Source organism: Chloracidobacterium sp. D (genome assembly GCF_018304685.1).
Taxonomy (GTDB): domain Bacteria; phylum Acidobacteriota; class Blastocatellia; order Chloracidobacteriales; family Chloracidobacteriaceae; genus Chloracidobacterium; species Chloracidobacterium thermophilum.
On record NZ_CP072634.1, the window covers coordinates 874,230 to 898,084 of the forward strand.

Genomic DNA, 23,855 nt, shown 5'->3' on the forward strand with positions numbered 1-23,855 from the left:
CAGGCTGCTTTTCTCCAGGCGGTCACGTGAGAACCCGTACGCACGGTTGACGCGAAAAAAAAGTCCTGTAGGCTTGCAGTATCCTGAGTGCTTTTCCAAGGCAAGGTTGTGATGATGTCTTTTGCCTGCCGTCGCTGGTGGTGTCTGGGGTTGGTGTGGCTGCTGGTGGTTGCCACGCCGGTGGGGGTGATGCGTGTGCCGGCGCAGTCGCCGGTGCTTGGCGGGAGTGCCGGGCAGGAAGCTGGGGCTTCCGCGAAGTCGGCAGCTTCCCCTGAGCCGTTGGAGATCGTTGTTTTGCGGCGGGTTGACGACATTGACCGGCCGCCGACGGCAGAAGAGGTGAAAGACTTTCTGAAAAAATCGCCGGAGTACGGCATGGTGCTGGCGTGGCGGGTGTTGACGCGGCAGGCGCTGGCGTTCCGGGCTGGGGCGGCTTTGCTGCGGCGGAGCGGCATTGGCTTTAATCCATACCTGCTGCTGGGTGGGGAGTGGTATCCACGGCTGCGGGCGCAGTTGGAGCGGGAGGCTTTGTTCCGGGCGGTGCAGCGGCTGGGCGGGCAGGCGCAGGGGGTGTGGATGGGAGACACGGTGGTGGTGCCGGAGCGGGTCGAGGCAACGGGGAATTTGGTGATTGTTGCGCGGCAGATGGTGGTTGAAGGACGGGAGGTGGTGTTCGAGGGGTCACATCACATTTACCTGTTTCAGGCAGAGCCGCCCCGGTTCATGGGTGCGCAGGCAGGGCGTGTGATGATAGTTGTGAAGGGTTTTGGGCGGGATGAATGGCGGGAAATGGTGCGGAAAGGGAAGTGTCCGCCGAACTGTGATGAACTGCCGGGGGCCGATGGGGCGGATGGGAAGCACGGTGCGAATGGAGCGGATGGGGCAAATGGGGCCGATGGAGCGGATGGAACCTGTGACAGTGCCGATACGATAGATGGGCGGCCCGGAGAGGCCGGTCAGCGCGGGGGCGATGGAGAGCATGGGAGTGACGGACAACCGGGCAGGGATGGAGAGACTGCGCCTTCTATCACATGTGATATTCCTGCCAATGATACGACTGACTACATTTTTACTGCACGGGGTGGTGATGGCGGTAGCGGTGGCAGAGGTGGTGATGGCGGGCGTGGTGGGCGCGGTGGCAACGGTGGACGGGGCGGAGATGGCGCCAGTTGTAACTATCAGTATGGACGCGGCGGCTGTGGTGGGAATGTCGGGGCGGCTGGGAGGGGTGGTAATGGTGGTAACGCTGGGAAAGGTGGTAAGGGGGGCAATGGTGGCAACGGCGGTGATATTACCGTGACCTACTGCGGCCTCGCCAAGATCAGAATGTACAGTGTTCCCGGCAGAGGAGGCTATGGTGGAAATTTAGGTCATGCTGGACATCTGGGTTCGGCAGGGCACCCAGGTGCCAGACCGGGACACGACAGCGCTCTTTGTTCTGTCAGGAAAGATAAGAAATACCCGGAGTTTCCGGGCCACGGGAATTACGGTCAGCACGGAAAGTATGGTGAACCTGGTGAACATGGGGCTCCCGGCAGTACCCTTGGTGTTGCACGAGCAGAGTATAGTGGCAGTAACAGCGTATCCGACGATAAGGATTTCAAGTTTTGCTACTACGTTTCCACTGATGGCGGTCGGACGTGGCAGCTTCTCGGCGTAACCATGTTGGCTGACGGACAGCCATCGGGCAGCAGTGCTACGCCCGCCACCGAAAGGTAAGCCAAACCAAGTACCTGTGATGCGCGATGCGGTTGCCAGCCGCGCCGGTCAACGCATCTCTGTGGGGCGCAGAAAACGCCGTGGTTCGCGGCCCAGCGGAACCTGCCACTCGCCATACACGGGATTTGGCAGAATGAACCAGTCCGTTCCGAACCGGTAAGCATGTTGCTCAACCGCCATCCGGCGCTTTGCCAGCGCCTGCCGCCGGGCGTCGTCCGTCGCGTCGGGCGCGAGTTCGGGCGTGACGAAGATTTCCGAAAAGTCACGCAGGTTGTCACCGATGTAGAGCAGGACGCGGTATCGTTCCTCAACGGCCTTGCGGCGGGCGGTTTTGTCGGCCGTATCCGTACGCAACAGAAGGCGGTCGGCGATACCTTCTACCGACAACCCGTTGTGGCGCAGGGCTGCTACGGTTGCTTCGTAGTTGGTGCGGTTGGAGATGTACACCACCGTCACGCCGGCGCGTTCGGCTTCTTCAATGAAGCCTTTGGCGCCGGGAACAAGGCGTGTTTCTGTAGGAAAATCCCGCTCCCAGCGGTCCCAGAGGGCTTTTTCGTAGGACTTGCTTTCGCGGTCAAGAAACGACTGGAATCCGGCGTTGTCCAGAACGGTTTCATCGAGATCGAGGATGACGGCCGGCGGCCGTTCCGAGGGCGCGAGTGCCGCGAGGCGCTGGCGCAGCCGTTCGCTGGCCCAAGCGTAGGTTTGCAAACAACAGGCGACATACTCCGCTGAGGTTTGCATAAACAGGTTGGCGTCGAGTGTCCGTTCCTGTGGGTTGACGCGCGGTGCCACTTCCCGCTGTCCCCACACGGCGGTGCCGGTTGAACCCAGACCCAGACCCAACAGCAATCCCACTGTGAGGGTGATGCCGGTGTGGGCCGTCGGCTTCAGACGTGCCATAAATCCTTGCTCCCTACTGCGATTCTTTTTCGAGTTTTTCGAGCGCCCACCGGATTTTCTCGCCACCATCCGTGCGGTCCAGCGGGTCCTTGCGCAGCCGGTGACGGAGGGAGAGCGTCGCCACCGCCCGGATGTCATCGCGCGTGACGTGGGCGCGGCCTTCAAATGCCGCATTTGCCAGAGCGGCATTCAGCAGGGTGATTTCGCCCCGGTGGCCGTCCACATCGAGCGCCACGCAGAGCCGGGCAATGAAGCGCAGGATGTCATCGGGTACGTCCAGCGTATCCAGCCGGTCGCGCGCCTGAACCAGGCGCGTACGGAGGGCCTGCTGGGCTGGTTCATACTCGGCGCGAAACCCGATGGGATCGCGCTCAAAAGCCAGTCGCCGTTTGACGATGGCAATGCGCGTGTCAATGTCGGTAATCGTGCGGATTTCGGCCATAAGGCCAAAACGGTCAAGAAGCTGCGGGCGCAACTCACCTTCTTCCGGGTTGCCGGAGCCGATGAGCGTGAACCTGGCCGGATGGGCAATCGAAATGCCTTCCCGCTCAACGATGTTGATGCCGCCGGCGGCGGAGTCGAGCAGGACATCCACGAGGTGGTCTTCGAGCAGATTGACTTCGTCAATGTAGAGAAAGCCGCGATTGGCCTTGGCCAGCAGCCCTGGCTCAAAGGCTTTCTGCCCCTGGCTGAGGGCCCGTTCGATGTCGAGTGTGCCGCACAGACGGTCTTCAGTTGCGCCCAGCGGCAGGTCCACCACCGGAACCCGCCCAACCATCGTCGGCAGCTTGGCACGTGGTTTGGCATTGCGGCAGGTGTCACACAACCCGGCCGGTTTGTCGGGAGGGCAGCGGTAGGGACATTCGGCGACGAATTCGATTGGCGGCAGGACATCGGCCAGTGCGCGGATGGACGTGGATTTGGCCGTGCCCCGGTGGCCCAGCACCAGAATGCCCCGAATGTTGGGGTTGACGGCATTCAGCAGCAACGCCCGCTTCATTTCTTCCTGCCCCAGAATGGCCGTGAAGGGAAACACCGGCTGGGCATCCGCCAGCGACTGGGGCGCGGTGGCATCGGATGAAGTCCCTTTTCTGGTTTTGCGCGTGGTTTTGACGTTGGTGGCCCTAGCGGTTTGCGAGGTGCCGGCGCGCGTCGCAGACGCCGCAGATGTGGATGATGAAGCCATTGAGTGCGTATCAGTTGCAGATGGAATCGAGGGTTGCTGTCTCGAACATACCTTGAAAGCAAGGCGAAAAGCGAGATATTGAGCAGCCTGAGTTGGTACAGCCTTCCCCGGACGAAAATGAACGCTGTGTTGTCCTGGACGTTGCCGCCGGTCTATCCCATTACTTCGCCGCAGGTTGGGCTTTCCCTTCGGACGGTGGTCGAAGCGCTCATCGCCGGCGGTGCAACCATGGTGCAGATTCGGGACAAGCAGGCCGCTGCCCGAACGCTCTACGAGGCGGTCTGTGCCGTTATGGAGCTGGCCCGTCCGCATGGCGTCCGGGTGATTGTCAATGACCGGGTGGATGTGGCCCGGGCTGCGGCGGCCGATGGTATTCATCTCGGACAGGACGATCTCGATCCGGTGGCAGCCCGCGCCATTCTGGGGCCGACGGCCATCATCGGCTACTCGACGCACAACGTCGCCCAAGCAAGAGCCGCTGACCGCCTGCCCGTGGATTACCTGGCAATCGGGCCGGTTTTCGAGACCCGAACCAAGGAGCGGCCCGATCCGGTGGTTGGGCTGGAAGGTGTCCGGGCGGTACGCGCCGTCACCACAAAGCCCCTTGTGGCGATTGGTGGTATCACTGCTGACCAGGTGGCCTCTGTCCGGGCGGCCGGGGCCGATGCCGTCGCCCTGATTTCGGCGCTCTACACCCAGCCGGATGACATTGCCGGACGGATGGCCGCACTGCTTGCCCTGGCGCGCTGATGGCGTCGGCTATCAGGCGGTTTCTTTGGGATAGCCGTCCGGGTGGCGGCTGTGCCACTGCCAGGCCGAGCGGATGATGTCTTCCAAATCCGATTGTGCCGACCGCCAGCACAGGTAGTCCTGGGCGGCGTGTGGATCGGCCACGAGCTGCGGCGGGTCGCCGGGCCGCCGGGTGCGGATGCGGGTCGGAATGGCGTGGCCGGTGACGCGCCGGGCCGTTTCAATCACTTCCAGCACGGAGTGTCCCCGTCCAGTACCAAGGTTGAGAAAGGCTGAAGGTTGACCATCCGCTAAAGCGTCAAGGGCGGCAATGTGGGCAGCGGCCAGATCGCTGACGTGGATGTAGTCGCGGATGGCCGTGCCATCGGGTGTCGGATAGTCGTTGCCATACACTTCAACGGCTTCGGCCCGCCCGCCGGCAACCCGCAACACATTGGGAATGAGATGGGTTTCCGGTTCGTGGTCTTCGCCGTGGATGACTGTTGCGCCGGCGGCGTTGAAGTACCGCAGGGCCACAAACCGCAGGCCATAAGCCCGGTCATAATCGGCCAGAATGCGTTCCACAAACAGCTTCGACCAGCCGTAGGGCGTGATGGGCTGCTGCGGATGGCTTTCGGTCATCGGGATGGATTGCGGCAGGCCGTACGTGGCACAGGTCGAGGAAAAAACAAAGCGCCGGATGCCAGCTTCCAGGAGCGTGTCCAGCAGTATCTGGCACTGGCCAACGTTGTTGTCGTAGTAGCGCGCCGGGTTGGCAACTGACTCCGGGACCAGCGCCAGCGCCGCAAAGTGGATGCACGCCGTGATGTTCTGTTCCCGGATGACCCGGCGAACCAGGTCGCGGTCACCGATGTTGCCGACGTAGAGCGGCACGGCTGCCGGAACGGCCGCCCGGTGGCCGCGCGAAAGGTTGTCCAGGATGGCCACCGGACGTTTGGCCCGCTGCAAGTGTTCCACGGTGACGCTGCCGATATACCCGGCACCGCCGGTTACGAGAATCGTCATAGGGAAGCTAAAGGGTCAGGCAGTGTGATGCTTTCCTGCAGAGGTTGTCACCCGACAGACTGCTGGCTATCTTGCCGGGCCGTGTCAGGAACGACAAGTTACCGTGCGCATGAAGGTTATGACAACGCTACCGGAAGTACGCATCGTGTGTGATGGTTCGAGTCTCGGCAACGGACGTGACACGGCCTCGGCCGCCGCTGCCGCGCTGCTCGAACATCGGGGGCAGAAGGGGCTGACGCGCAAGTTTGTCGTCGAGTATCTCGGCCCGGCCACGAATCAACAGGCGGAAATCGTCGCAGCCTGCATCGGGCTGGAGGCGCTGCGGCGGCCCTGCCGGGCGGCCGTTGTGACGGATTCGCGCTATGTCGTTGAGACGATGAACGGCCGCTTCCGGCGGCGGGCCAACCACGCGCTGTGGGAGCGGCTCGACCGCGCTGCGGCCGCGCATGAAGTCACCTGGCAGTGGACGCAGGGCCACGCCGGCCACCCGGAGCAGGAAGCCTGTGACCAGGCGGCTCGCCATACAGCCGAACATCGCGGCCGGGATGACGCCTTCCTGAATCGCCTGCTGGCGTCCCTGCCGTCAGCGTCTTCGGCCTGAGCTGGCAACCGAGATGGCGACCCGTCTGTTGCTTTTGCGCCATGGCAAAACCGACAACCCCGAACAACGGTGTTATGGCTGGCGGGATGTTCCGCTGCATCCCGAAGGACACCGGCAAATGGCCCGATGTGCCGCCAGACTGCGCCGGGTGACGCTGGCCGCTGTTGCTGCGAGCGACTTTACACGGGCAATCACCAGTGCCGACTACTTTGCCCGGCCGCGCGGTCTGCCGGTGCAAACCGACCCGGCCCTGCGGGAAATCCATTTCGGGGCCATTGAAGGATTGACGTTCGCCGAGGTCGAAGCCCGCTACCCGGCGACGGCACGGGAGTGGGTCGCCACGCCAGCCACGGTACGCTTTCCCGAAGGCGAGTGCTTTGCCGATGTACAGGCGCGGGTCATCCCGTGGGTCACGTCCTGGCTGCACGACTGGCAGGACAGAACCACGCTTCTCGTCATCCACAGCGGCACAATTCGCGCACTGCTTCAGTGGATGACCGGTTGTGACCCACAGGCGACACTCAGCATCAGGATTGCCTACGGGGATGTCTTTCGGTGTACCCGGACAACCCCGACGGGGAACTGGCAGCTTGAACAGTTGCCGTATGGCGGGACGGACTGGACACCCGTCCCGCTTTGAGCATTTGGTCAGGCTGGCATCAGGCCCTGGGCGGTTGCCCAGGCTTCAAAGGATTGTTCGAGTTCATCGAAGGAAGCAATCTCGAAGAGTTCTTCCTGCATGTGGTGGATTTCGACCGGCGTTTCCGTTATGCGCTCGATGTCGAAGGGAATTTTCCTGACCCGGTCGGAGAGGGCGTGTTCGATTTCCCCCACGGAGGAGCTGATACCGGCCCCGTAGATTTTCGTCAGCCGTGGATCGCGGTCAGCGCCGGCATGCGCCGTGGGGTTGATGAGACCGAATTCGACTGTGTACCAGTAAATCCGTCCCAGCCTGACCGTATCGGCTTCGTCCCGCGCGTTAATTCCGGCCTCGCCAAATTTGCGGAAAAACGAAGCAAAACGCGGGTTGGTAATCATCGGCAGGTGCCCCATCAGATCGTGGAACATGTCGGGCGCCGGCGTGTATTCGAGTTCGGTTGGATGGCGCAGGAAGTCCGTGCAGGGAAAGAGCTTCTGGGCCAGCAGCAGGAAAAACGTCGCTTCTGGAACGTAGCCTTCCACCCGAATGCACTGCCATCCGGTGCAGGCGCGGAGGCGTTCGCTCAAATCCGCCAGCCGTGGCACCCGTTCCCGTTCATACTGGAGCTTTTCACGCCCGATGAGATACTCCTCGCACACCCGTCCCTGAATGGCGGCCAACTGGCGGTCGTAGAGCATGCGCCACGTCTCGTGCTGAATCGGCGCATAGATTGGCGGTTGGATGTCGCGGCCAATGGTGCCTTCAGGCGATGGGCTGGGCGCAATGGGTGGCGATGGCTTGGCTTTGAAGACGACTTCCGTGGAGAGCTTTTGGGGAAGGGGTCGAAGGGCTACCGCGGCAGACATAACAGCTCTCCTCCTGACAGGATGTGCGACTTGGGGACGCTGACCCGAAGTTAGTGGATCGGCCGGGCCAGACCAACGGCCATCTCGGACAAGTTGCCCCAACCAATCTTTATCGCTGCACGCCGGCTGAAGTGCCGGATTTTTGGCTGAGCCATAGCCTGTTGCTGTGCGCCAGGGATTTGCCGGCTTTCTGAAAAGCATCAAAAAAACGTGCCTGCCGCTTCGGCAGGCACGTCCATTGAGAACCATACAGTCAGGAAGGTTACTTGAGCGTGTGAATCCAGTCGGCAATGGCAACCCGGTCGGCAGCCGAAACCTGGGGCATAGGCGGCATCTTGGAGGCACCATAGGCCGATGGATTTTCAATCAGCCCGGCAATCTCTTCCTTGCTGCGTCCGGGTTTTTTCGCCACACCGACGAGTTTGGGTCCGGCCGGCCCACCTTCGCCCTGTTCACCGTGGCAGACGGCGCAGTTTTTCACAAAGGCTTCCGGTGCTGGAGCGACCGCAACCGCCGCTTTCCGGCTGATGTCCTTCGGCTCAAAGGGTTCCTTGAGGAAACGGGCGCCTTCTTCTTCCTGCGCCTTGAGCTGGGCAGCGAAATTCTGCTCATCATCCCGCTTGGCCAGCAGGTGCAGGGTGCCCATGGCGACGAGCAGCCCAATCGTGCCCAGCATGACGAAGGGACGCTTGAGCGGATGCCGTTCCGGGTTGCGGTCAAGGAACGGCAGGAAGGTAATGATGGCCATCACAATGCCGGGAATGACCAGTGAGCCGATGATCGCCGTCGAACCGGGGAAGTATTTCAGAAGCTGGAACAGAAACAGGAAGTACCACTCCGGTCGGGCAACATACTGGGTCTGGGACGGGTCGGCTTTGGGTTCAAGTGGGGCCAGGGTCGTCAGGGACAGATAAGCCAGGATGGCGAACACCACCAGCGAAAAGACGGCATCCTTGAAGACCTGTCCGGGCCAGAAGGGTTCAACCTTGAACATGGCTTCCTGCTCGGTCATGTTGAAGGGCCCGGCCGGCTGTGCTTTGCGGAACAGGTAGAGATGCGCCGCGATACCACCAGCCATCAGCGCCGGCAGCAGAAAGACGTGAACCATGAAAAAGCGCGAAATGGTGATGGTGCCCATCTCGGTGCCACCAATGATGATGCGCTTGATGGTATCCCCGATAATGGGAACTTCACTGGCGATGCCAACCGTGACTACCGTCCCGTAGTACGCTTTCATATCCCACGGGAGCAGGTAGCCGGAAAGTGAAAACGCCAGGACGAGTTGCAGCAACCCGGCCCCGACCAGCCAGAGCAGTTCACGTTTCTGTTTGTAAGCACCCCAGATGACAATCTGGAGAATGTGCAGCACCACCATGATGACCATGGCGCTGGAGCCATAGTGGTGCATACCGCGCATGAAAGCCCCAAAGGGAACTTCCTTCATGATGTACTCGACCGATTTGTGCGCATCTTCAGCACTCGGTACGTAGTACATCGCCAGAAAAACACCGGTAATGGATTGCAGGGCAAAAATGAACAGGAGCGCACTGCCAAAGGCGTAGGCGTATTTCGTCCCACCTGGAATCGGCTCATCAAGCAACTCATGCATGATTTCGCTGATTCCGGCGCGCTCATCAATCCAATCGTAGATTTTTCCCAACGTACCGTTTGACTGTGGAATTGCCGGAGAAGCCATAGTTGGAAAACCTTTCTTGTCTCCTGTAGTGAGCAACAGATGCCGATGCGTGGGGGCTATCGCCGGCTGAAGTCTTCAGGAATACTGTGTGTCTTCACGAAAAGACCTCTTTGGTCGGAAGCAGGTTTTTGAACTTCTGGAAAACGATCTGAAGTTTGCCATCCGTAACGCGGTATTCGAGCGTGTCCAACCCACGCGCCGAAGCCGAACCAGGTTTTCTCTCACCGTTGATATCAAAGGCGCTGTTGTGACAGGGGCAAAAATACTCGTTCCGTTCGGGAATCCAGTTGACTTTGCAGCCCAGATGCGGGCAGGTCGCCGTAAAGGTCAGAAATTCATTGCCCCGCTTCACAACCCAGATGGTTTCGTCCGAAGAGGACTTCACCCATCCATCACGAATTTCAATGGTAATCTTTTTGGCAGTTGGCTTACCTTCTTCAAAATCGGCAACTGAACCGAGGTCAATCCAGTTTTTGTCTTCACCGCCTTCGCCGGTTTTGAGTGCGTTTCCGACAGCAAATTGAAAAATCGGATAGGCCAGTGCGCCACCAATGCCGGCGCCGATCACAATGGAGCCAAGCCCCATAAACAGACGTTTGGTTTTGTCCACTTCGGACAGTTCAGACATAGAGACTCCTTGCTCGTGAAGCCGGAATTCAAGAGATCATTGTTCCAGAAAGCATGTGCCGGGGAAGAAGCTGCCACGCCTGTGGAGGGGTTACCGGTGCCAGTATAGTGAGGGGTAAAATCAGCGTGTGTAAGTAAGCTTACAGTGTGTAAGGCTTTTACCCAAGTTTTCCCCGCCCGGAGACAAACCGGAGATCAGCCTGCTTCCGCAAAGACACAGACCGTTTCGCCGTCGGGTTCAAGGGTGACATAAAGCACGTTTGGCTGACAGCAAACTGTACAATCCTCGATGTATTGCTGCCGGCGGCCACCGCTCCAGTCGGGAAAGGTGACGTTGGGTTCACCACAGTAAGCACAAGTGTAGGTGGCAGTATCCTGCATGCGCGCCGGATTCCCTGTGAAGTGATGTGAAGTTGTGGGGGGCTGTTCTCCGGGTTTGCTGCGCGCCGCCGTTCACTCCGCCGGTGGGAGTTCCATCCGGTCTTCCATCCGTTGCAGACGGCGGAGCGGTTCGAGGAGGGTTGGCTCATCCTCGATGAAGCCCATCTCGCTTACCGGCCAGTAACGATAGACGGCCTTGCCATAGATGTACATTTCCGGGACAAGTCCCCAGTTGCGACTGTCGTTGCTGGCATCGCGGTTATCGCCCATCACGAAGTAGTGGTGGGGTTCAACGACCCACGTCCGGGGCGGGCTGACAATCGTCGTGTAGTCACTCGACAGATAACCTTCCGGCACGAGCTTGCCGTTGATGTAGAGCTTGCCGTTGGCCAGGGTGACTTCATCGCCGGGCAGGCCGATCACGCGCTTGATAAAGCTTTCCTGGGGATTTTTGGGGTAGTAGAACACGACAATGTCGCCACGCTCGATTTTGGAAAAGTTGTAGATAAAGCGGTTGACAAACAGCCGTTCCCCCTCACGCAGGCGTGGCAACATACTTGTGCCTTTGACATAGACCGGCTGAATGACAAAAAGCCCGATGAGCAGCGCGATAACAAGCGCCAGAAGCACGTCCCGTCCAATGCTCAACCCTTCCCGAACCCAGTGTTTCCAAGCTGGCGGTGGCCCGGTGAACGTCGAAATGACCACGCCAGCTTCGTCGCCGAGTCCGGAACCGGATGACGACCCTTGGCTGTCCACCGTCCACAGTGGTCGAAAGACAGGTTGTGACCAAGTATCCGCCTGAGAGGCCGCTATGGCCTCACTGGTCAGGCACGGTGTGGCAGTTTCCTGTTCAGTCCCTTCCCCTCCGTCTTGAGCGAGGGGCGTTTCTGGGGCCTGCGCCAAAGGTTCAGAGCAGGTTTCTGTAGCGACAGCATCCGGTAGAGCAGTTTCCGGTTGCGGGAGCTGGCCTGTGTCCAGAGCAGCCGCTGACGTCGTCGCTTCACTGTTCACGGCTGCTTCGACTTCAGACCCGAATGAGCTGATTGGTGCCGTTTCATTCCAAGGGCTATCCGCAGCCCGCATCCCCGAAGATGCTTCTGCTGCCCTGTAGTCAGAAAACGGGTATTCGGGGAGCCGATGGTTGGAGAACTGATCATTGTGGAAATCGTCGTGCATCATCATCCGCTCTGCCTCATCCTGAGGTACGCAGGTCAAGCCGAGGGGGCAAGACGTAACATTCTTGAGCCTACTCTAGCACGCATTGGTCACGGCTGGATGGTTTCGACGGTTCCAAATTTGGCCAGGGTGGCCTGTAACGAAGCCGCCCCGCCATAAACGACAATCAATCGCCCCCGCCCCAGCATCTCACGCGCCAGTGCGTGGCAGTCTGCCGGCGTTACGGCTGCCACGCGGTTGAGCACCTCGGCTTCGACCGTCGGGCTGCGGCCGTAGGTTTCCAGTTGCACGAGGCGCCGTGCCAGATCGCGGTTGTTGGGTACGCGGTCACGGTATGCTGCTGCCACAGCGGCCTGTGCCGCACGAACATCGGTCTCACCCGGTGGCGCATCCCGTAACTCACCAAGAAGCTGGAGTACCTGTTCGAGCTGTGCCGGGGCCGTTTCCGGGGTGCAGACCCCGCTGAGCATCCACGGGCTGTCCGGGAGCCGGCGGTGGGAGAGCATCAGTTGCCAGGGCTGACAGCGGCGCTTGAGCAACTCTGTCAGCACCAGCCACGTGGCGCGGGTCTCAGCCGTGGCTTCAGGTAGAATTCCGCCCAGCCGAAGGTGAATCGGCCCGCTGGCAGGTCCGGTCTGAGGTTGGTGTACCAGGCGAAGCTGCTCTGGAGGGTTAGGCGGCAGGAAGGTGGCCGGTGCCGGCTTGCCCTTTGCCCAACCGCCAAAGGCACGGCGCGTGACACTGCGTACCTGGGAGGCGGTGATGTCGCCGACAATGATGACGGCCGCATTGTTGGGGAGCCAGTGCCGACGGTAAAAGTCAGCCACATCGGCCGGCGTAATTGCGGCGAGGCTCTCTGGCGTCCCCAGCAGGTTGTGATGGTAGGGGTGGGCCTCATAGAGGGTCTGGAAAAACAGCGCATCCGCCGCAGCTTCCTCGGTTTGTGCCGCACGGGCGGCTGTGATGGCCGCTTCCTGAAAGGGCTTGAAGCGGGCTTCGGCAAAATCGCGCCGGGCCAGGTCAGGCATTGTCACCAGCCGTCCCAGCAGATCAATCAGGGTCGCTGCCTGGCGTGCGGGGCCAGTCACCAGGAGGCAGGTTTGGTCCCAGTCCACATCAACTTCAAGCTGGGCTTCGGCTTCTTCCAGTTCAAGCCGAACCCGTTCGGCGTCGTAGCCGCCGCCTCCGCTACGGATGCACTCGGCCGTCAGGCGGGCCAGTCCTGCTTTACCCACCCGGTCAAACGTCGCGCCTACCTTGATGACGACCGCGACGGCGACGGAGGTCGAGCCGGGACGTTCCACCACCAGGATGGGCAGCCCGGTCAGCAGGGTGTCCCGTTGAACCGGGGGAAGGTCACTGTCCGGCGGGGCTTCCGGCTTCAGGACGGTTGGCTGTGCTTGTGCGTTGGCCACAGGGTTCCCGGGCATTCCAACCAACAGCAGCCAGCCGGTGAGAAACCATAGTATCCAGCGGCGGGAACGCATTGGCGCAAAAGACATGGCTGGTAAATGACGACGGAAACCAATAAGAAAATGTCGGCGGCACTGCCGCAACGGACTATCGTAGCCGAACGTCGCCTTTCAATCTACCGTCCTGATTCTTCCGATGGACGTGGAAAGCGCAACTCGCTGATGGGAATTTCCCGCTTCCACTGCTCATCGCCGTTCTCGTCAAAGCAGCGCATGGTGAGCAGCCGGTTGGCGCGTGGGCCGGAAAACTCCAGAATGCCGAAGTTGTGCTTCTCAACGAGTGTCCCCGGCACCCGGCAGGGGTTGTCCTGCTCGGCTTTGGAGAGCTTGGCCACACCGGCGGTCAGGGAACTCGATGTGAAGTCGTAGAGCGGATAGAGATTCGGTTCCAGGCGCCGGTTGAGTTCGGCCAGGTGGCGATCTCCCGAAATGAAGACGACACCGGGGATTTTTTCCGAACGGATGAAATCGAATATCCGGGACTGTTCAACCTTGAACCGGCCGAAGCACTCCCAAGGAGAAACAGGGTTGAGCACCTGTCCGCCGCTGGCGACTACCTTGAACGTGGCCTCGCTGGAACGCAATGACTCCAGCAGCCAGCCGAGTTGCTCCGGCCCCAACATGGTTTTGTCTGGTGCGTCGTCGGGCAGGTGATTGGGCATCCGGTGGTAACGCCCGTCGAGCATGAAGAACTCAACATCAGCCCAGTCAAACCGGAAAAAGCAGCCCGGCGTTTCTGGTGTGCCGTGGGTCGGGTTACACCAGTAGTCCCGGAAAATGCGCAGGGCCGTATCCCGACGGCGGAACGTGCGATCCGAATCATTCGGCCCGTAGTCGTGGTCATCCCAGATGGCGTAGTGGTGAACAGCCGCCCACAGCGGTTGGAGTTCCGCCTGGGCGCGGGTGTGGGCATAGCGATACCGCATCCCGGCTTCTGTCTGGTAGTCCGCTTCGCGGTAGTAGCAGTTGTCGCCGAGCCACAGCATCAGGTCCGGCTTCTGAGCCAAGATGGCGGAAAATACCTTGGGCGAATCGCCATAGGGTCGCCCCGGACGGTCAAAGGGCGGGTCATTGACGTAGTGGCACGAACCAAAAGCCACTTTGAAGGGCGGTGGCTCCGTCCGCCATTTCCACATCGGCTGGGTTTGAAAGGTCATCGGATAGGGCCGCTCAATGCGCGCTCCATCCACATAAACTTCGTAGTCATAGCGTGTGCCAAAGGTCAGCCCGGAAAGGGTGAATTTGGCGATGCCGTCTCCGGCGTGGGTTGTGCGGTATTCCTCACTGAGCCGGGTCGTCTCCGGCTTGCCCTGCACCCAATAGCGTACCTGGACGCGGGCCGGCCGCCGGGTTTGCAGCCAGATCATCGTTTCGGTCATTTCGCTGTAACCAACCAGCGGACCGGAAAGCAGGGCATCCGTCTCTGCCCCTTCCGTCTGTAGCCGCAGGAGGGACCAGGCCACCGGGGAAAAGGCCAGGTGGCTGAGAAAGGAACGTCGCTTCACAGGGAGAAGTCCTCACACGTGGAATCACACGACACGCCTGGCTGCGGTGAAATACGACAGGGAAGGCACGCGGCATGTCGTCAAAAGACCGTTGGCTAACCTCGCAGGGACCACCAAATGATGCTGCCCAGAAGCACACACGCTATGACGACAGCCACAATGATGACTGTGCGCCAGGTTGCGCTCCGCCGGGGAACTTCACGGGCCACGACTGTCTGGGAGGCCATGACGGTATCAACCGGAAGGCTTGGCGGCGGCGGTGGTGGTTCAACCACTTCCGGCGCACTGGGAAGTGCCGGTACGGTGATGACCGGTGTGCGCTCTGTCTCCCGCTTGGTCATGGTGGCTGCCAGGCGCACTGCCAGTTCCAGTTCACGGGCAAATTCACTGCCTGACTGCTGCCGCCGCAGGGGGCTTTTCTCAAGCGCCCGCATGATGACGCGCTCGACATGCGCCGACAGGTCGGGCCGCAGCCGGCGGGGCGAAGGGGGAATCTCGTTGGCATGCTTGCTCAGGATGACTTTGGATGGGCCGCCGTGAAATGGGGTTTTGCCGGTCAGCATTTCGTAGGTGATGATCCCCAGACTGTAGATGTCTGACCGGGCATCGAGTTCGAGTCCCTTGGCCTGTTCGGGAGACATGTACTGCGGCGTGCCCATAACCATGTTCTGCGCCGTGAGTGGAGCGCTGTCCGTGGTGTCTTCCTGTACCTTGGCGATCCCGAAATCAAGCACCTTGACCCGTTCCCGCTCGGCTTCTTCCGTGGGCAGGAGCATGATGTTTTCCGGTTTGAGGTCGCGGTGAATGACATTCTGGGCATGCGCGGCATCCAGGGCGTCCCCAATCTGCCGTACGATGTGCACCGTCCGTTCGAGCGTAAACGGCCCGTCGGTCTGGATGGCCCGCTTGAGTGTCGAGCCTTCCAGATACTCCATAACCAGATAGACGTAGCCTTCCTCGCTCGTCCCGAAGTCCGTGACCTGAATGACATTGGCGTGGTCAATGCGGCTGGCTGCCTGGGCTTCTTTCTGAAACCGCTTGACCGCACGGCGCTGGGCCGCCAGTTCGGCGTGGAGAATCTTGACCGCCCAGAGTTTGCGCGTCAGGACGTGAGTGCCACGGTACACGGTACACATCCCACCTTCACCAATGCGCGCCGTGAGGTGGTAGCGGTCTATGAAGACCCGCCCTACGAGCGGGTCTTCGCCCAGTTCTTCTTCATCGGACACCTGGGACAGTGGCCTTCCGTCGTAGGGACAAAAGGCGATGTCTGCCGTGTACGTGCGCCGACATTGCGGACAGGCTTTCATGACTTACACACACTGCGAAAACCCATAGTACAGCAGACGACGCTTGACAGACGAGATGGTTACTTGAGGTAAAGCTCCTCGAGATTCCACGTGGCAGCGGGGTCGAATTTCGCCAGGCGGATGTTCAGCACATTGGAGCGGGCCCCGGCAATGGTGTGTTCCGAGACAAGGTGCAGAACCGGCGTGACCTCATTCCAGCTTCGCTGAAAATCGTTATAGAGTTTGCGCCGCTCTTCAATGGTTTTCTGGCGCAGTGCCAGGTCGAAGTTTTTGGCTATTTTCTTGAACCAGTCGTAGCCCCGCAGGTCCGTTTGCGCGTTGGTAATAACCGGTTCGGCAAAGTAGGGGCGGCTGCCGGTCACAAAGGGCTGAAGGAAGATGGGGTCGGGAAGTTCCGGCTGAATTTCGACCAGAATCATGTCGAAAACCCCGGAGGTCAACGCTTTCCACCACTTTTCCAGGGGTTGTTCGTCCAGCACGATGTCCAGTCCGGCGGCCGTCAGGTCCTGTACGATGGACTGCCCGATGGCAACAGCGGTTGGCTCTTTGGGAACAGTGAACTTGAAGCGTACCGGCGTCTTGATCCCGTCAATGAGTTTGCCGTCCCGGTAACTGTAGCCGGCGGCCTGCAGGGCGGCTTTGGCCGTTTCCACATTGGGTTCATAGCGGGGTGCATTCGGGTCATACCAGGTGGTATTGCCGGGGGTGATGAGACCAAAGCAGGGGTCGGCGTTGCCCCCCAGCACGGACGCGGCCAGGCGTTTGCGGTCAATGAGCCGTGAGACGGCTTCCCGGAAGTCATCATTGAGAAAATGCTTGGCGCGGTTCCGGTCCACCTTGGTCTGGTCAATCCGCGTGTTGCCGACCAGCGTCCACACGCGCAGCGAGCCACCGGCATTACGCACCTTGGCCTGCCCTTCCACGGCCTTGGCCTGCTCTGGCAGCAGGTAGTCAATGACATCGTACTTGCCTTCGACGAACCGCTCCGACTGGGTCTTGCGATCCACCCCCAGGTCATAGACGACTTCGTTGAGGTAGGGCAGCACCGTACCGGCATTGTCCACTTTCCAGTAGTTCGGATTGGCTGCCAGCCGAAGCTCCTTGTTGGGTGAAAATGATTTGACGACAAAAGGCCCGGAGCAGGCGATTTTGGTCGGGTCATCCGCAACCGTCGGGAAGTTGGTTTTGGAGACAATGGGAATCCGGGCAAAGACAAACTTCGCAGCATCAGCCGAGATGGCATCGTTGAATTGAATCTCTACGGTTTGGGCGTCAACGATGCTGAACCTGGCTTCCCCGCGTTCATTGCCCACGCCGGTTTTGAGCAGGTCGCTCAGGGCAGAGCCAGCCTTGAGAGCTTGTTCGTACGAGAAGACCACATCATCCGGCACCAGGGGAGAGCCATCCGAAAAAAAGCACTTGCGGAGCGTCACCCGGTAGGTTTTCCCGTCACCGGCCAGGGAGACCGCCGTGGCCAGACCGCTGTCCTCGACAACCTGTTTTTCAAAGTCGTAATCCAGCAGCGTGCCGTAGAGCTTACGCAGGACAGCCAGCGTATCGGGGGTGGAATCCACGAAGGGGTTGAAGGTCAAAGGTCCAAAGGACAGCGCCAGCCGGAGTGTCCCGCCTTGTTTGCCCGGCTCACATTTGGCCGGCTTGGCATCTGTGCCGGCCATGAGTTTGCGGGAGGCCGTTCCACATCCCGTCGCCAACGTCAGACAGAGGGAAAGCGCCAGCGAAAGCGCTGTCGCCGCTCGAGTTGTTGTCTGCATGTGTCATGGTCGCCGACCGCCCAGCCACCTGAGAACAATCGCGCCAGCTTGGGGCAGGCGGTGGTGTGTCGAAATGAAATACGGGTACTGCCCGTACCTTTATCAGAGTAGCCGGGAAAATGCCACGCTTTGCTTTACAAACCACTTATGCGCCGTGGCAGTTTTTGTACTTCTTGCCAGAGCCGCAGGGGCAGGGTTCGTTGCGTCCGATCTTGGGTGTGCGGCGGACGACCGTTCCGCCTTCACCGGCCCGGGCGGCACCGGCGTTGGCGGCCGTGTACACCTGCCCGGTCGCCGGGCGGGAGGTTGGCAGGGAAGCCGTTGGGGCACGTTGTGCAACCCGGCGCGGAAGCGTGGGAGGCGCAGGCACTTCGCCGGCAAGTTCACCAGCAACTTCAAACTCGTCACTGGCAGCTTCATCGCCGGCGACCAGTTCATTCTCGAAGTCAAGCGCTGAGGCTTCAGCGACCTCAATGCGCATGTTGAACAGGATGCGCACGCATTCCTCATCCATCCGGTCAATCATCTCTTCAAAGAGCCGGCTGGATTCTTTCTTGTATTCAATGAGAGGGTCTTTCTGCCCGTACCCGCGCAGGCCGACGCCTTCCTTGAGATGGTCGAGCGTGGCGAGATGCTTTTTCCAGTGAGCATCAACGATATTGAGCATCACGTGGCGTTCGAGTTGGCGCAGATTTTCAGCTCCAATCTTGGCTTCCCGTGCCCGGTATCGCTCAAGGACGGTCTGCCACACCTTGGCGCGGATTTCTTCCCGGTTCAGGTGCTCGAAGTCGAGCTTTTCGGCTTCGCAATCATAGGCATAGAGATCGAGTAAAGCCACGCGCAGGCCGTCCACGTCCCATTCTTCCGGGCGCCCGTGGAGGTAGCGCCGGATGACATCCGCGAGCAGGTCCTCGGCCAGGTGAATGAATTGCCGCCCACCTTCTGCGCCTTCCATCAACTCGCGCCGCAGGTTGTAAATGGTTTCGCGCTGAAGGTTCATCACATCGTCATATTCGAGCAGATGCTTGCGGATGGAAAAGTTATGGGCTTCGACCGACTTCTGGGCGGCTTCCACCCGCCGCGACACCATGCGGCTTTCGATGGCGACGCCTTCTTCCATGCCCAGCGTCAGCATGATGTTCTTGAGCCGTTCGCCGCCGAAGATGCGCATCAGGTCGTCTTCGAGTGACAGGTAGAACCGTGAGGAACCGGGGTCGCCCTGCCGGCCGGCGCGGCCGCGCAACTGGTTGTCAATGCGGCGGGATTCGTGGCGTTCACTCCCGATGATGTGCAGCCCGCCGAGCGCTACGACTTCGGCATGCTCCCGGTCGGTCTGGGCTTTGATCTGCTCAAACAGGGCCTGGCGCTCTTCCGGCGGCACTTCCGCCGGATTGCGTCCCTGCCGGCGCAGTTCGGCGTCAGTCAGAAATTCGGGATTGCCGCCAAGCAGAATGTCCGTACCGCGGCCAGCCATGTTGGTGGCAATCGTGACCATCCCCTTGCGCCCCGCCTGGGCAACGATTTCCGCTTCCCGTTCGTGGTACTTGGCATTCAGCACGTTGTGAGGAATGCCAATAGCGGAAAGCTTCCGCGAAACGAGTTCCGAGTTGGCAACCGAAGCCGTCCCGACCAGGATCGGCTGACCGGTCTGGTGCCGTTCCTTGATTTCTTCAACAATGGCGTTCCATTTCTCTTCGGCCGTCCGGTAAATGAGGTCAGGATAATCCTGCCGAATCATCGGCCGGTGCGTCGGGATCACGGTGACTTCCAGGTTGTAAATCTTGGCAAATTCCGCCGCTTCGGTTTCAGCCGTGCCAGTCATCCCGGCCAGCTTTTCGTACATGCGGAAGTAGTTCTGGAGGGTGATGGTCGCCAGCGTCTGGGTTTCGGCCTCAATTTTGACGCCTTCCTTGGCTTCCACTGCCTGGTGCAGACCATCTGACCAGCGCCGTCCGTCCATCGGACGCCCGGTGTGTTCATCCACGATGATGACCTGCCCATCCCGCACCATGTATTCCTTGTCGCGGTGATAGAGGGTATGGGCCTTGAGCGCCTGATTGACGCAGTGCAACAGCTCGAAGTTGGCCGGATCGTAGAGGTTTTCAACCCCAAGCAGCTTTTCAACCCGTTCGATGCCGCTTTCGGTCAGCGCCGCCGTGTGCGTTTTTTCATCCACCAGGTAGTCGGTGGCCGGGTTGAGCTTGGGAATGACATCGTTGGCGAGGTAATACTTTTCACTCGATTCGTCCGAGGGGCCGGCGATGATGAGCGGTGTGCGGGCTTCGTCAATGAGGATCGAATCCACTTCGTCCACGATGGCGAAATAGTGACCACGCTGGACGCAGGATTTGACCGAATACTTCATGTTGTCGCGCAGGTAATCGAAGCCGAACTCGTTGTTGGTGCCGTAGGTGATGTCGCAGGCATAGGCCGCGCGGCGTTCGTCATCGTAGAGATGGTTCTGGATGACGCCGACAGAAAGGCCCAGAAACCGGTAAATCTTGCCCATCCACTCGGCGTCGCGCTTGGCCAGGTAGTCATTGACGGTGACGACGTGCACGCCGCGTCCTGTCAGCGCGTTGAGATACACCGGCAGGGTGGCCACAAGGGTTTTGCCTTCGCCGGTACGCATTTCGGCAATGCGTCCGTGGTGGAGGGCGATGCCGCCGATGAGCTGGACATCAAAGTGGCGCATCCCGGTCACACGCCGCGAGGCTTCGCGGACCGTGGCAAAAGCATCCGGCAACAGGTCATCCAGAGACTCACCCTGGTCCAGCCGTTCCTTGAAACGTGCCGTCTGCGCCTGCAGCTCGGCGTCGGACAGTGCCTGGAGCCTGGCTTCCCGGTCGTTGATGGCCGACACAAGGGGGCGAATCCGCTTGAGGTAGCGTTCATTGGCGCTACCAAAGATTTTGGCAAGAACCTTGTCGAGAAGCATGAATGTGCCTTGGGCTGGAAGGAAATCGGGAGAGGTGAAGTAAAATCAGCGTTGCCAAGACCGCTTGCCTGACGTGCCGGACGCTTCAGCGGAGAAGTCAGGCCCGGTGGGGGATACTAAGGAATCACCTGGGTGGCGTCAAGAAAGCCTTGGTTTTGTGATTCCCTTGGGAAGCTGCGGTCGCACCTGCCCGGTTGGTGGTTTGGCTTCCGAGAAATGCCCTTGAAAGCGTTTTTTCGCCTATGCTATGAAACTGGTCACTTCAGGCACATTGCTGCGCTGGTGCGGGACTTGGATGGCGGATGGCAATAAAATGGAGTTTCAGCCTGGTATCCAAGCCGCGCCTTGTAAGCCGCCAACGTATGAATGACGGAGCTGATGCTTCGACCGCGTCCACTGGACGAGAGATTATGGCTGCTGATGTAATATGGGAATAGCCAAACCAGGCAGCACGCGCTACCTTTCTCGACGAGGATGGTAAAACATGTCAAGTGCCGCGCTGGTGCTCTACGGTGAAGAGTATCAGCAAATCAAGAACATCATTGCCCGCCTGTGTGAAGACGCCAACGCCCGGATGGTGTTTCTGATCGACAAGAACGGTCAGAAGATCGCCGACCACGGAGATGTTGGCGCCATTGACACCACGAGTCTGGCTTCACTGACCGCCGGCAACGTCGCGGCCACGGATGCACTGGCGCATCTGGTTGGCGAGAAAGAGTTTCCGGTTCTGTCACACGAGGGTGAACGGGATAACATCCACATCTCGATTGTGGCACAGCGGGTGATCCTGGTCGTCATCTTTGATGAGCGGTCGAGTTTGGGGCTGGTGCGCCTCCGGGTCAAGCGGGCCGCAACCGATATGGCGGAAGTGCTGGAAGCCATCGCCCGCAAGGTCGAGGAAGAAAAGGCCCGTGGCGTCAATCTTGAATCACCCTTTGCCGAAATCACCGAGGACGATATTGACAACTTGTTTTCTGATTGAGAAGGTGTAGAGGAACAACATTTCTACGCCCAAGCGCTTTTTCAGGTTCTGTCTGTAGTGCGAGGAGTGGCTTGCCTTGACGTTCATCAATTACGCTGCCCGTGAAATCAACTGTAAGCTCGTCTATTACGGCCCCGGTCTTGGCGGGAAGACGACGAACCTGCAATATATTTACGACACGACTTCTCCGCAGGCGAAGGGCAAGCTGATCAGCCTGGCCACGGAAACCGACCGGACGCTGTTTTTTGACTTTCTCCCGCTGGAACTCGGCACCGTACGGGGCTTCAAGACCCGTTTCCACCTCTACACCGTGCCGGGACAGGTCTTTTACGACGCCAGCCGCAAGCTGATTCTCAAAGGTGTGGACGGTGTGGTCTTTGTGGCCGACTCGCAGGAAGAACGTATGGATGCCAACATCGAGTCGCTCTGGAACCTGGAGCAGAACCTCAAGGCGCAGGGCTATGACCTGATGAAAATTCCGTACGTCCTGCAGCTCAACAAGCGTGACCTGCCCAGCGCCCTGCCGGTCGAAGAACTCAAAAAAGAACTCATGCGCAAAGGCGAGCCGGTGTTTGAAGCTGTCGCCTACAAGGGCACGGGTGTTTTCGATACGCTCAAGGCGGTGGCCAAACAGGTACTGGTCGAACTCAAGAAAGGCGGCGGTTAGTCCCGATTGGTGGTGCGGCCGTCCCGGCCACAGGAAGCAGCGACAAACGCAACGGCAATACCCGTTTGAGGCTTCGGTAGTCAACCGAAGCCTTTTTCCATTATGGTTGGCAGTGGTTTGGCCCGGCCATCCATATCCTCACTGTGTGGTAGGACCCCTCATCATGCTTACCGGTAAAAAAGGTGTGATTCTCGGCGTGGCAAATAAGCGCAGCATCGCCTGGGGGATTGCCCAGGCGACGGCACAGGCCGGTGCAACGCTGGCGCTCAACTACCAGAACGAACGTCTTGAAGCCAACGTCCGTGAACTGGCGGCCATGCTGGACAATCCGTTCGTCGCCCCCTGTGATGTCACCAGTGACGCCGACATTGCGGCGTTCTTCGAGGCTGTCAAAACCAACTTTGGTACGCTGGATTTTCTCGTGCATGCCGTGGCCTACGCGCCCAAGGAAGACCTGGAAGGAGCGTTTGTGGACACCTCCCGCGAAGGCTTCCGCATCGCCCATGACATCAGCGCCTACTCGCTGACGGCTGTGGCGCGGGCAGCACTGCCCCTGATGAAAGACCACGGCGGCAGCATCGTGACGCTGACGTATCTCGGCAGTGAGCGGGCTGTCGTCGGATATAACGTCATGGGCGTGGCCAAGGCGGCGCTCGAAGCCAGCGTCCGGTATCTGGCGGCCGACCTGGGCCCTTATGGCATTCGTGTCAATGCCATTTCTGCCGGCCCCATCAACACGCTTGCGGCACGGGGCATTCAGGGATTTACCAAAATGCTCAAACACCATGCCGCCGTGGCCCCGCTGCGCCGGCCCACGGAAGTGGCCGAAGTCGCCGACACGGCCCTGTTTCTGGTGTCGCACATGGGGCGTGGCATCACCGGTGAGGTCATTTACGTGGACGGCGGCTATCACTGCATCGGCCTTGTGCCCAAGGATGAGCCGGCCTAGGTCGCGTGGATGTGTTGAGAACGTGGCTGGCCCGGACGCGCACACCGATTGATGAGCCGTCCCTGCCCACCTGGGATGCCCTGCACCCATCCGTGCAGGCCGAGTTGGGCGTGGCGGGGGTGACGGCCACTGACTTTGCCTGGTTTGGTCGGCGGCGGGGCGACCTGCTCAACTTCTACTGGGCGCTCAAACGCAAGCATCTGTGGCAACACGTCGGGTTCGAGCAGCCGAACCAGGAAGTGGGCTTCAACGGTCTGCGCTTCCATCCGCGCTACGGAACGGCATCCCTGCTTTCTGATCTGCGCGCTGACGCCACTTTTACCGATCTGCGCCAAACCTGGCGTGGCCGGTTCAACAGCCGTCTGCATCCAGAGCGATACAACTTCTCGGAAAACGACACGCCCGTGGCGTCGCTGCACTTCAACTTCGACGACGCCGACACAGCCGACGTGCATTTTGATTACTTCAATGCGCATGCACCGGGCGGCTGGCCGCTCATCGCCCACGCTTTCTGGGAGTACCCACTCAAATTTCTTGTGGACTACTCGAATGCCGAAGACATCCGGCGCTGCCTGCACGCGCGGGACGGATATGATCCCTGGCAGGTCGTCCGCCGGAACTGCGCCCGAAATTTGCTTGCCTGAGCTATTTGAGGGTGGACGCCGCTCACAAAGTCCCTGGCGGGGGCCGATTGAAACAGTTTAATC

At 60.0% G+C, this 23,855-nt stretch carries 21 protein-coding genes; 8 read left to right on the forward strand and 13 right to left on the reverse strand.

Annotated elements, in window-relative coordinates; genetic code table 11:
- The first annotated feature begins 111 nt into the window (after positions 1 to 111).
- Positions 112 to 1,719: a collagen-like protein gene (locus J8C01_RS15550; RefSeq protein ID WP_211432430.1), complete on the forward strand. Its 1,608-nt coding sequence runs from the start codon at positions 112 to 114 to the stop codon at positions 1,717 to 1,719.
- Between the two features lie 48 nt (positions 1,720 to 1,767).
- On the opposite strand, the gene J8C01_RS03730 is transcribed toward J8C01_RS15550, so the two are convergent.
- Both J8C01_RS03730 and bchI read right to left on the reverse strand, forming a co-directional pair.
- Positions 1,768 to 2,622 carry a 5'-nucleotidase, lipoprotein e(P4) family gene (locus tag J8C01_RS03730; RefSeq protein ID WP_211432431.1) on the reverse strand — a complete coding sequence of 285 codons (855 nt, stop codon included), beginning with the start codon at positions 2,620 to 2,622 and terminating at the stop codon, positions 1,768 to 1,770.
- A 13-nt stretch (positions 2,623 to 2,635) separates the two neighbouring features.
- Complete coding sequence (gene bchI, locus J8C01_RS03735) at positions 2,636 to 3,808, reverse strand: magnesium chelatase ATPase subunit I (protein WP_211432432.1); 1,173 nt, start codon at positions 3,806 to 3,808, stop codon at positions 2,636 to 2,638.
- 117 nt (positions 3,809 to 3,925) lie between these two features.
- Here bchI and thiE point away from each other — a divergent pair, with 117 nt between their 5' ends.
- Complete coding sequence (gene thiE / locus J8C01_RS03740) at positions 3,926 to 4,558, forward strand: thiamine phosphate synthase (RefSeq protein WP_211432433.1); 633 nt, start codon at positions 3,926 to 3,928, stop codon at positions 4,556 to 4,558.
- A gap of 12 nt (positions 4,559 to 4,570) precedes the next feature.
- Here the strand turns inward: thiE and galE are convergent, their stop codons facing one another.
- Entirely contained in the window at positions 4,571 to 5,563 is a 993-nt protein-coding gene (galE, locus tag J8C01_RS03745) for a UDP-glucose 4-epimerase GalE (RefSeq protein WP_211432434.1), read from the reverse strand.
- A 118-nt stretch (positions 5,564 to 5,681) separates the two neighbouring features.
- Between galE and J8C01_RS03750 the strand changes: the two genes are divergently transcribed.
- On the forward strand, positions 5,682 to 6,164 hold the full coding sequence (locus J8C01_RS03750) for an RNase H family protein (RefSeq protein WP_211432435.1): 483 nt from the start codon (positions 5,682 to 5,684) through the stop codon (positions 6,162 to 6,164).
- 13 nt (positions 6,165 to 6,177) lie between these two features.
- Complete coding sequence (locus tag J8C01_RS03755; RefSeq protein WP_211432436.1) at positions 6,178 to 6,804, forward strand: histidine phosphatase family protein; 627 nt, start codon at positions 6,178 to 6,180, stop codon at positions 6,802 to 6,804.
- A gap of 8 nt (positions 6,805 to 6,812) precedes the next feature.
- Here J8C01_RS03755 and J8C01_RS03760 read toward each other — a convergent pair whose 3' ends face one another.
- The 10 genes from J8C01_RS03760 to secA all read right to left on the reverse strand — a co-directional run bounded on the left by J8C01_RS03760 (position 6,813) and on the right by secA (position 20,550).
- Positions 6,813 to 7,670 carry a phenylalanine 4-monooxygenase gene (locus J8C01_RS03760; RefSeq protein WP_211432437.1) on the reverse strand — a complete coding sequence of 286 codons (858 nt, stop codon included), beginning with the start codon at positions 7,668 to 7,670 and terminating at the stop codon, positions 6,813 to 6,815.
- Between the two features lie 262 nt (positions 7,671 to 7,932).
- Positions 7,933 to 9,366 (reverse strand): cytochrome b N-terminal domain-containing protein, encoded by a 1,434-nt coding sequence (locus J8C01_RS03765; protein WP_014099266.1) that lies wholly within the window; start codon positions 9,364 to 9,366, stop codon positions 7,933 to 7,935.
- A gap of 94 nt (positions 9,367 to 9,460) precedes the next feature.
- Positions 9,461 to 9,994, reverse strand: coding sequence for a QcrA and Rieske domain-containing protein (locus J8C01_RS03770; RefSeq protein WP_014099267.1), 534 nt, complete (start codon positions 9,992 to 9,994; stop codon positions 9,461 to 9,463).
- 194 nt (positions 9,995 to 10,188) lie between these two features.
- Positions 10,189 to 10,374, reverse strand: a complete 186-nt coding sequence (locus J8C01_RS03775; protein WP_014099268.1) for a CPXCG motif-containing cysteine-rich protein — start codon at positions 10,372 to 10,374, stop codon at positions 10,189 to 10,191.
- A gap of 72 nt (positions 10,375 to 10,446) precedes the next feature.
- A complete protein-coding gene (lepB, locus tag J8C01_RS03780) occupies positions 10,447 to 11,082 on the reverse strand; it encodes a signal peptidase I (protein ID WP_187288411.1) in 636 nt (211 codons plus the stop codon).
- Between the two features lie 560 nt (positions 11,083 to 11,642).
- A complete protein-coding gene (locus tag J8C01_RS03785; protein WP_211432438.1) occupies positions 11,643 to 13,055 on the reverse strand; it encodes a M16 family metallopeptidase in 1,413 nt (470 codons plus the stop codon).
- Positions 13,056 to 13,141: 86 nt separating this feature from the next.
- Positions 13,142 to 14,530: an alkaline phosphatase D family protein gene (locus tag J8C01_RS03790; protein WP_211432439.1), complete on the reverse strand. Its 1,389-nt coding sequence runs from the start codon at positions 14,528 to 14,530 to the stop codon at positions 13,142 to 13,144.
- A gap of 95 nt (positions 14,531 to 14,625) precedes the next feature.
- Positions 14,626 to 15,840, reverse strand: a complete 1,215-nt coding sequence (locus tag J8C01_RS03795) for a protein kinase domain-containing protein (RefSeq protein ID WP_014099272.1) — start codon at positions 15,838 to 15,840, stop codon at positions 14,626 to 14,628.
- A 59-nt stretch (positions 15,841 to 15,899) separates the two neighbouring features.
- Entirely contained in the window at positions 15,900 to 17,612 is a 1,713-nt protein-coding gene (locus J8C01_RS03800; protein ID WP_014099273.1) for an ABC transporter substrate-binding protein, read from the reverse strand.
- Positions 17,613 to 17,757: 145 nt separating this feature from the next.
- A complete protein-coding gene (gene secA, locus J8C01_RS03805) occupies positions 17,758 to 20,550 on the reverse strand; it encodes a preprotein translocase subunit SecA (RefSeq protein WP_014099274.1) in 2,793 nt (930 codons plus the stop codon).
- A 484-nt stretch (positions 20,551 to 21,034) separates the two neighbouring features.
- On the opposite strand from secA, the gene J8C01_RS03810 reads away from it, so the two are divergent.
- From J8C01_RS03810 to J8C01_RS03825, 4 genes are all read left to right on the forward strand, one after another.
- The gene (locus J8C01_RS03810) at positions 21,035 to 21,532 is read left to right on the forward strand and encodes a roadblock/LC7 domain-containing protein (protein WP_014099275.1); all 498 of its coding nucleotides are present in this window, start codon (positions 21,035 to 21,037) and stop codon (positions 21,530 to 21,532) included.
- A gap of 76 nt (positions 21,533 to 21,608) precedes the next feature.
- A complete protein-coding gene (locus J8C01_RS03815) occupies positions 21,609 to 22,199 on the forward strand; it encodes a GTP-binding protein (RefSeq protein WP_014099276.1) in 591 nt (196 codons plus the stop codon).
- Between the two features lie 163 nt (positions 22,200 to 22,362).
- A complete protein-coding gene (locus J8C01_RS03820) occupies positions 22,363 to 23,148 on the forward strand; it encodes an enoyl-ACP reductase FabI (protein ID WP_211432440.1) in 786 nt (261 codons plus the stop codon).
- Positions 23,149 to 23,159: 11 nt separating this feature from the next.
- A complete protein-coding gene (locus J8C01_RS03825) occupies positions 23,160 to 23,792 on the forward strand; it encodes a hypothetical protein (RefSeq protein WP_148263929.1) in 633 nt (210 codons plus the stop codon).
- Positions 23,793 to 23,855: the final 63 nt, after the last annotated feature.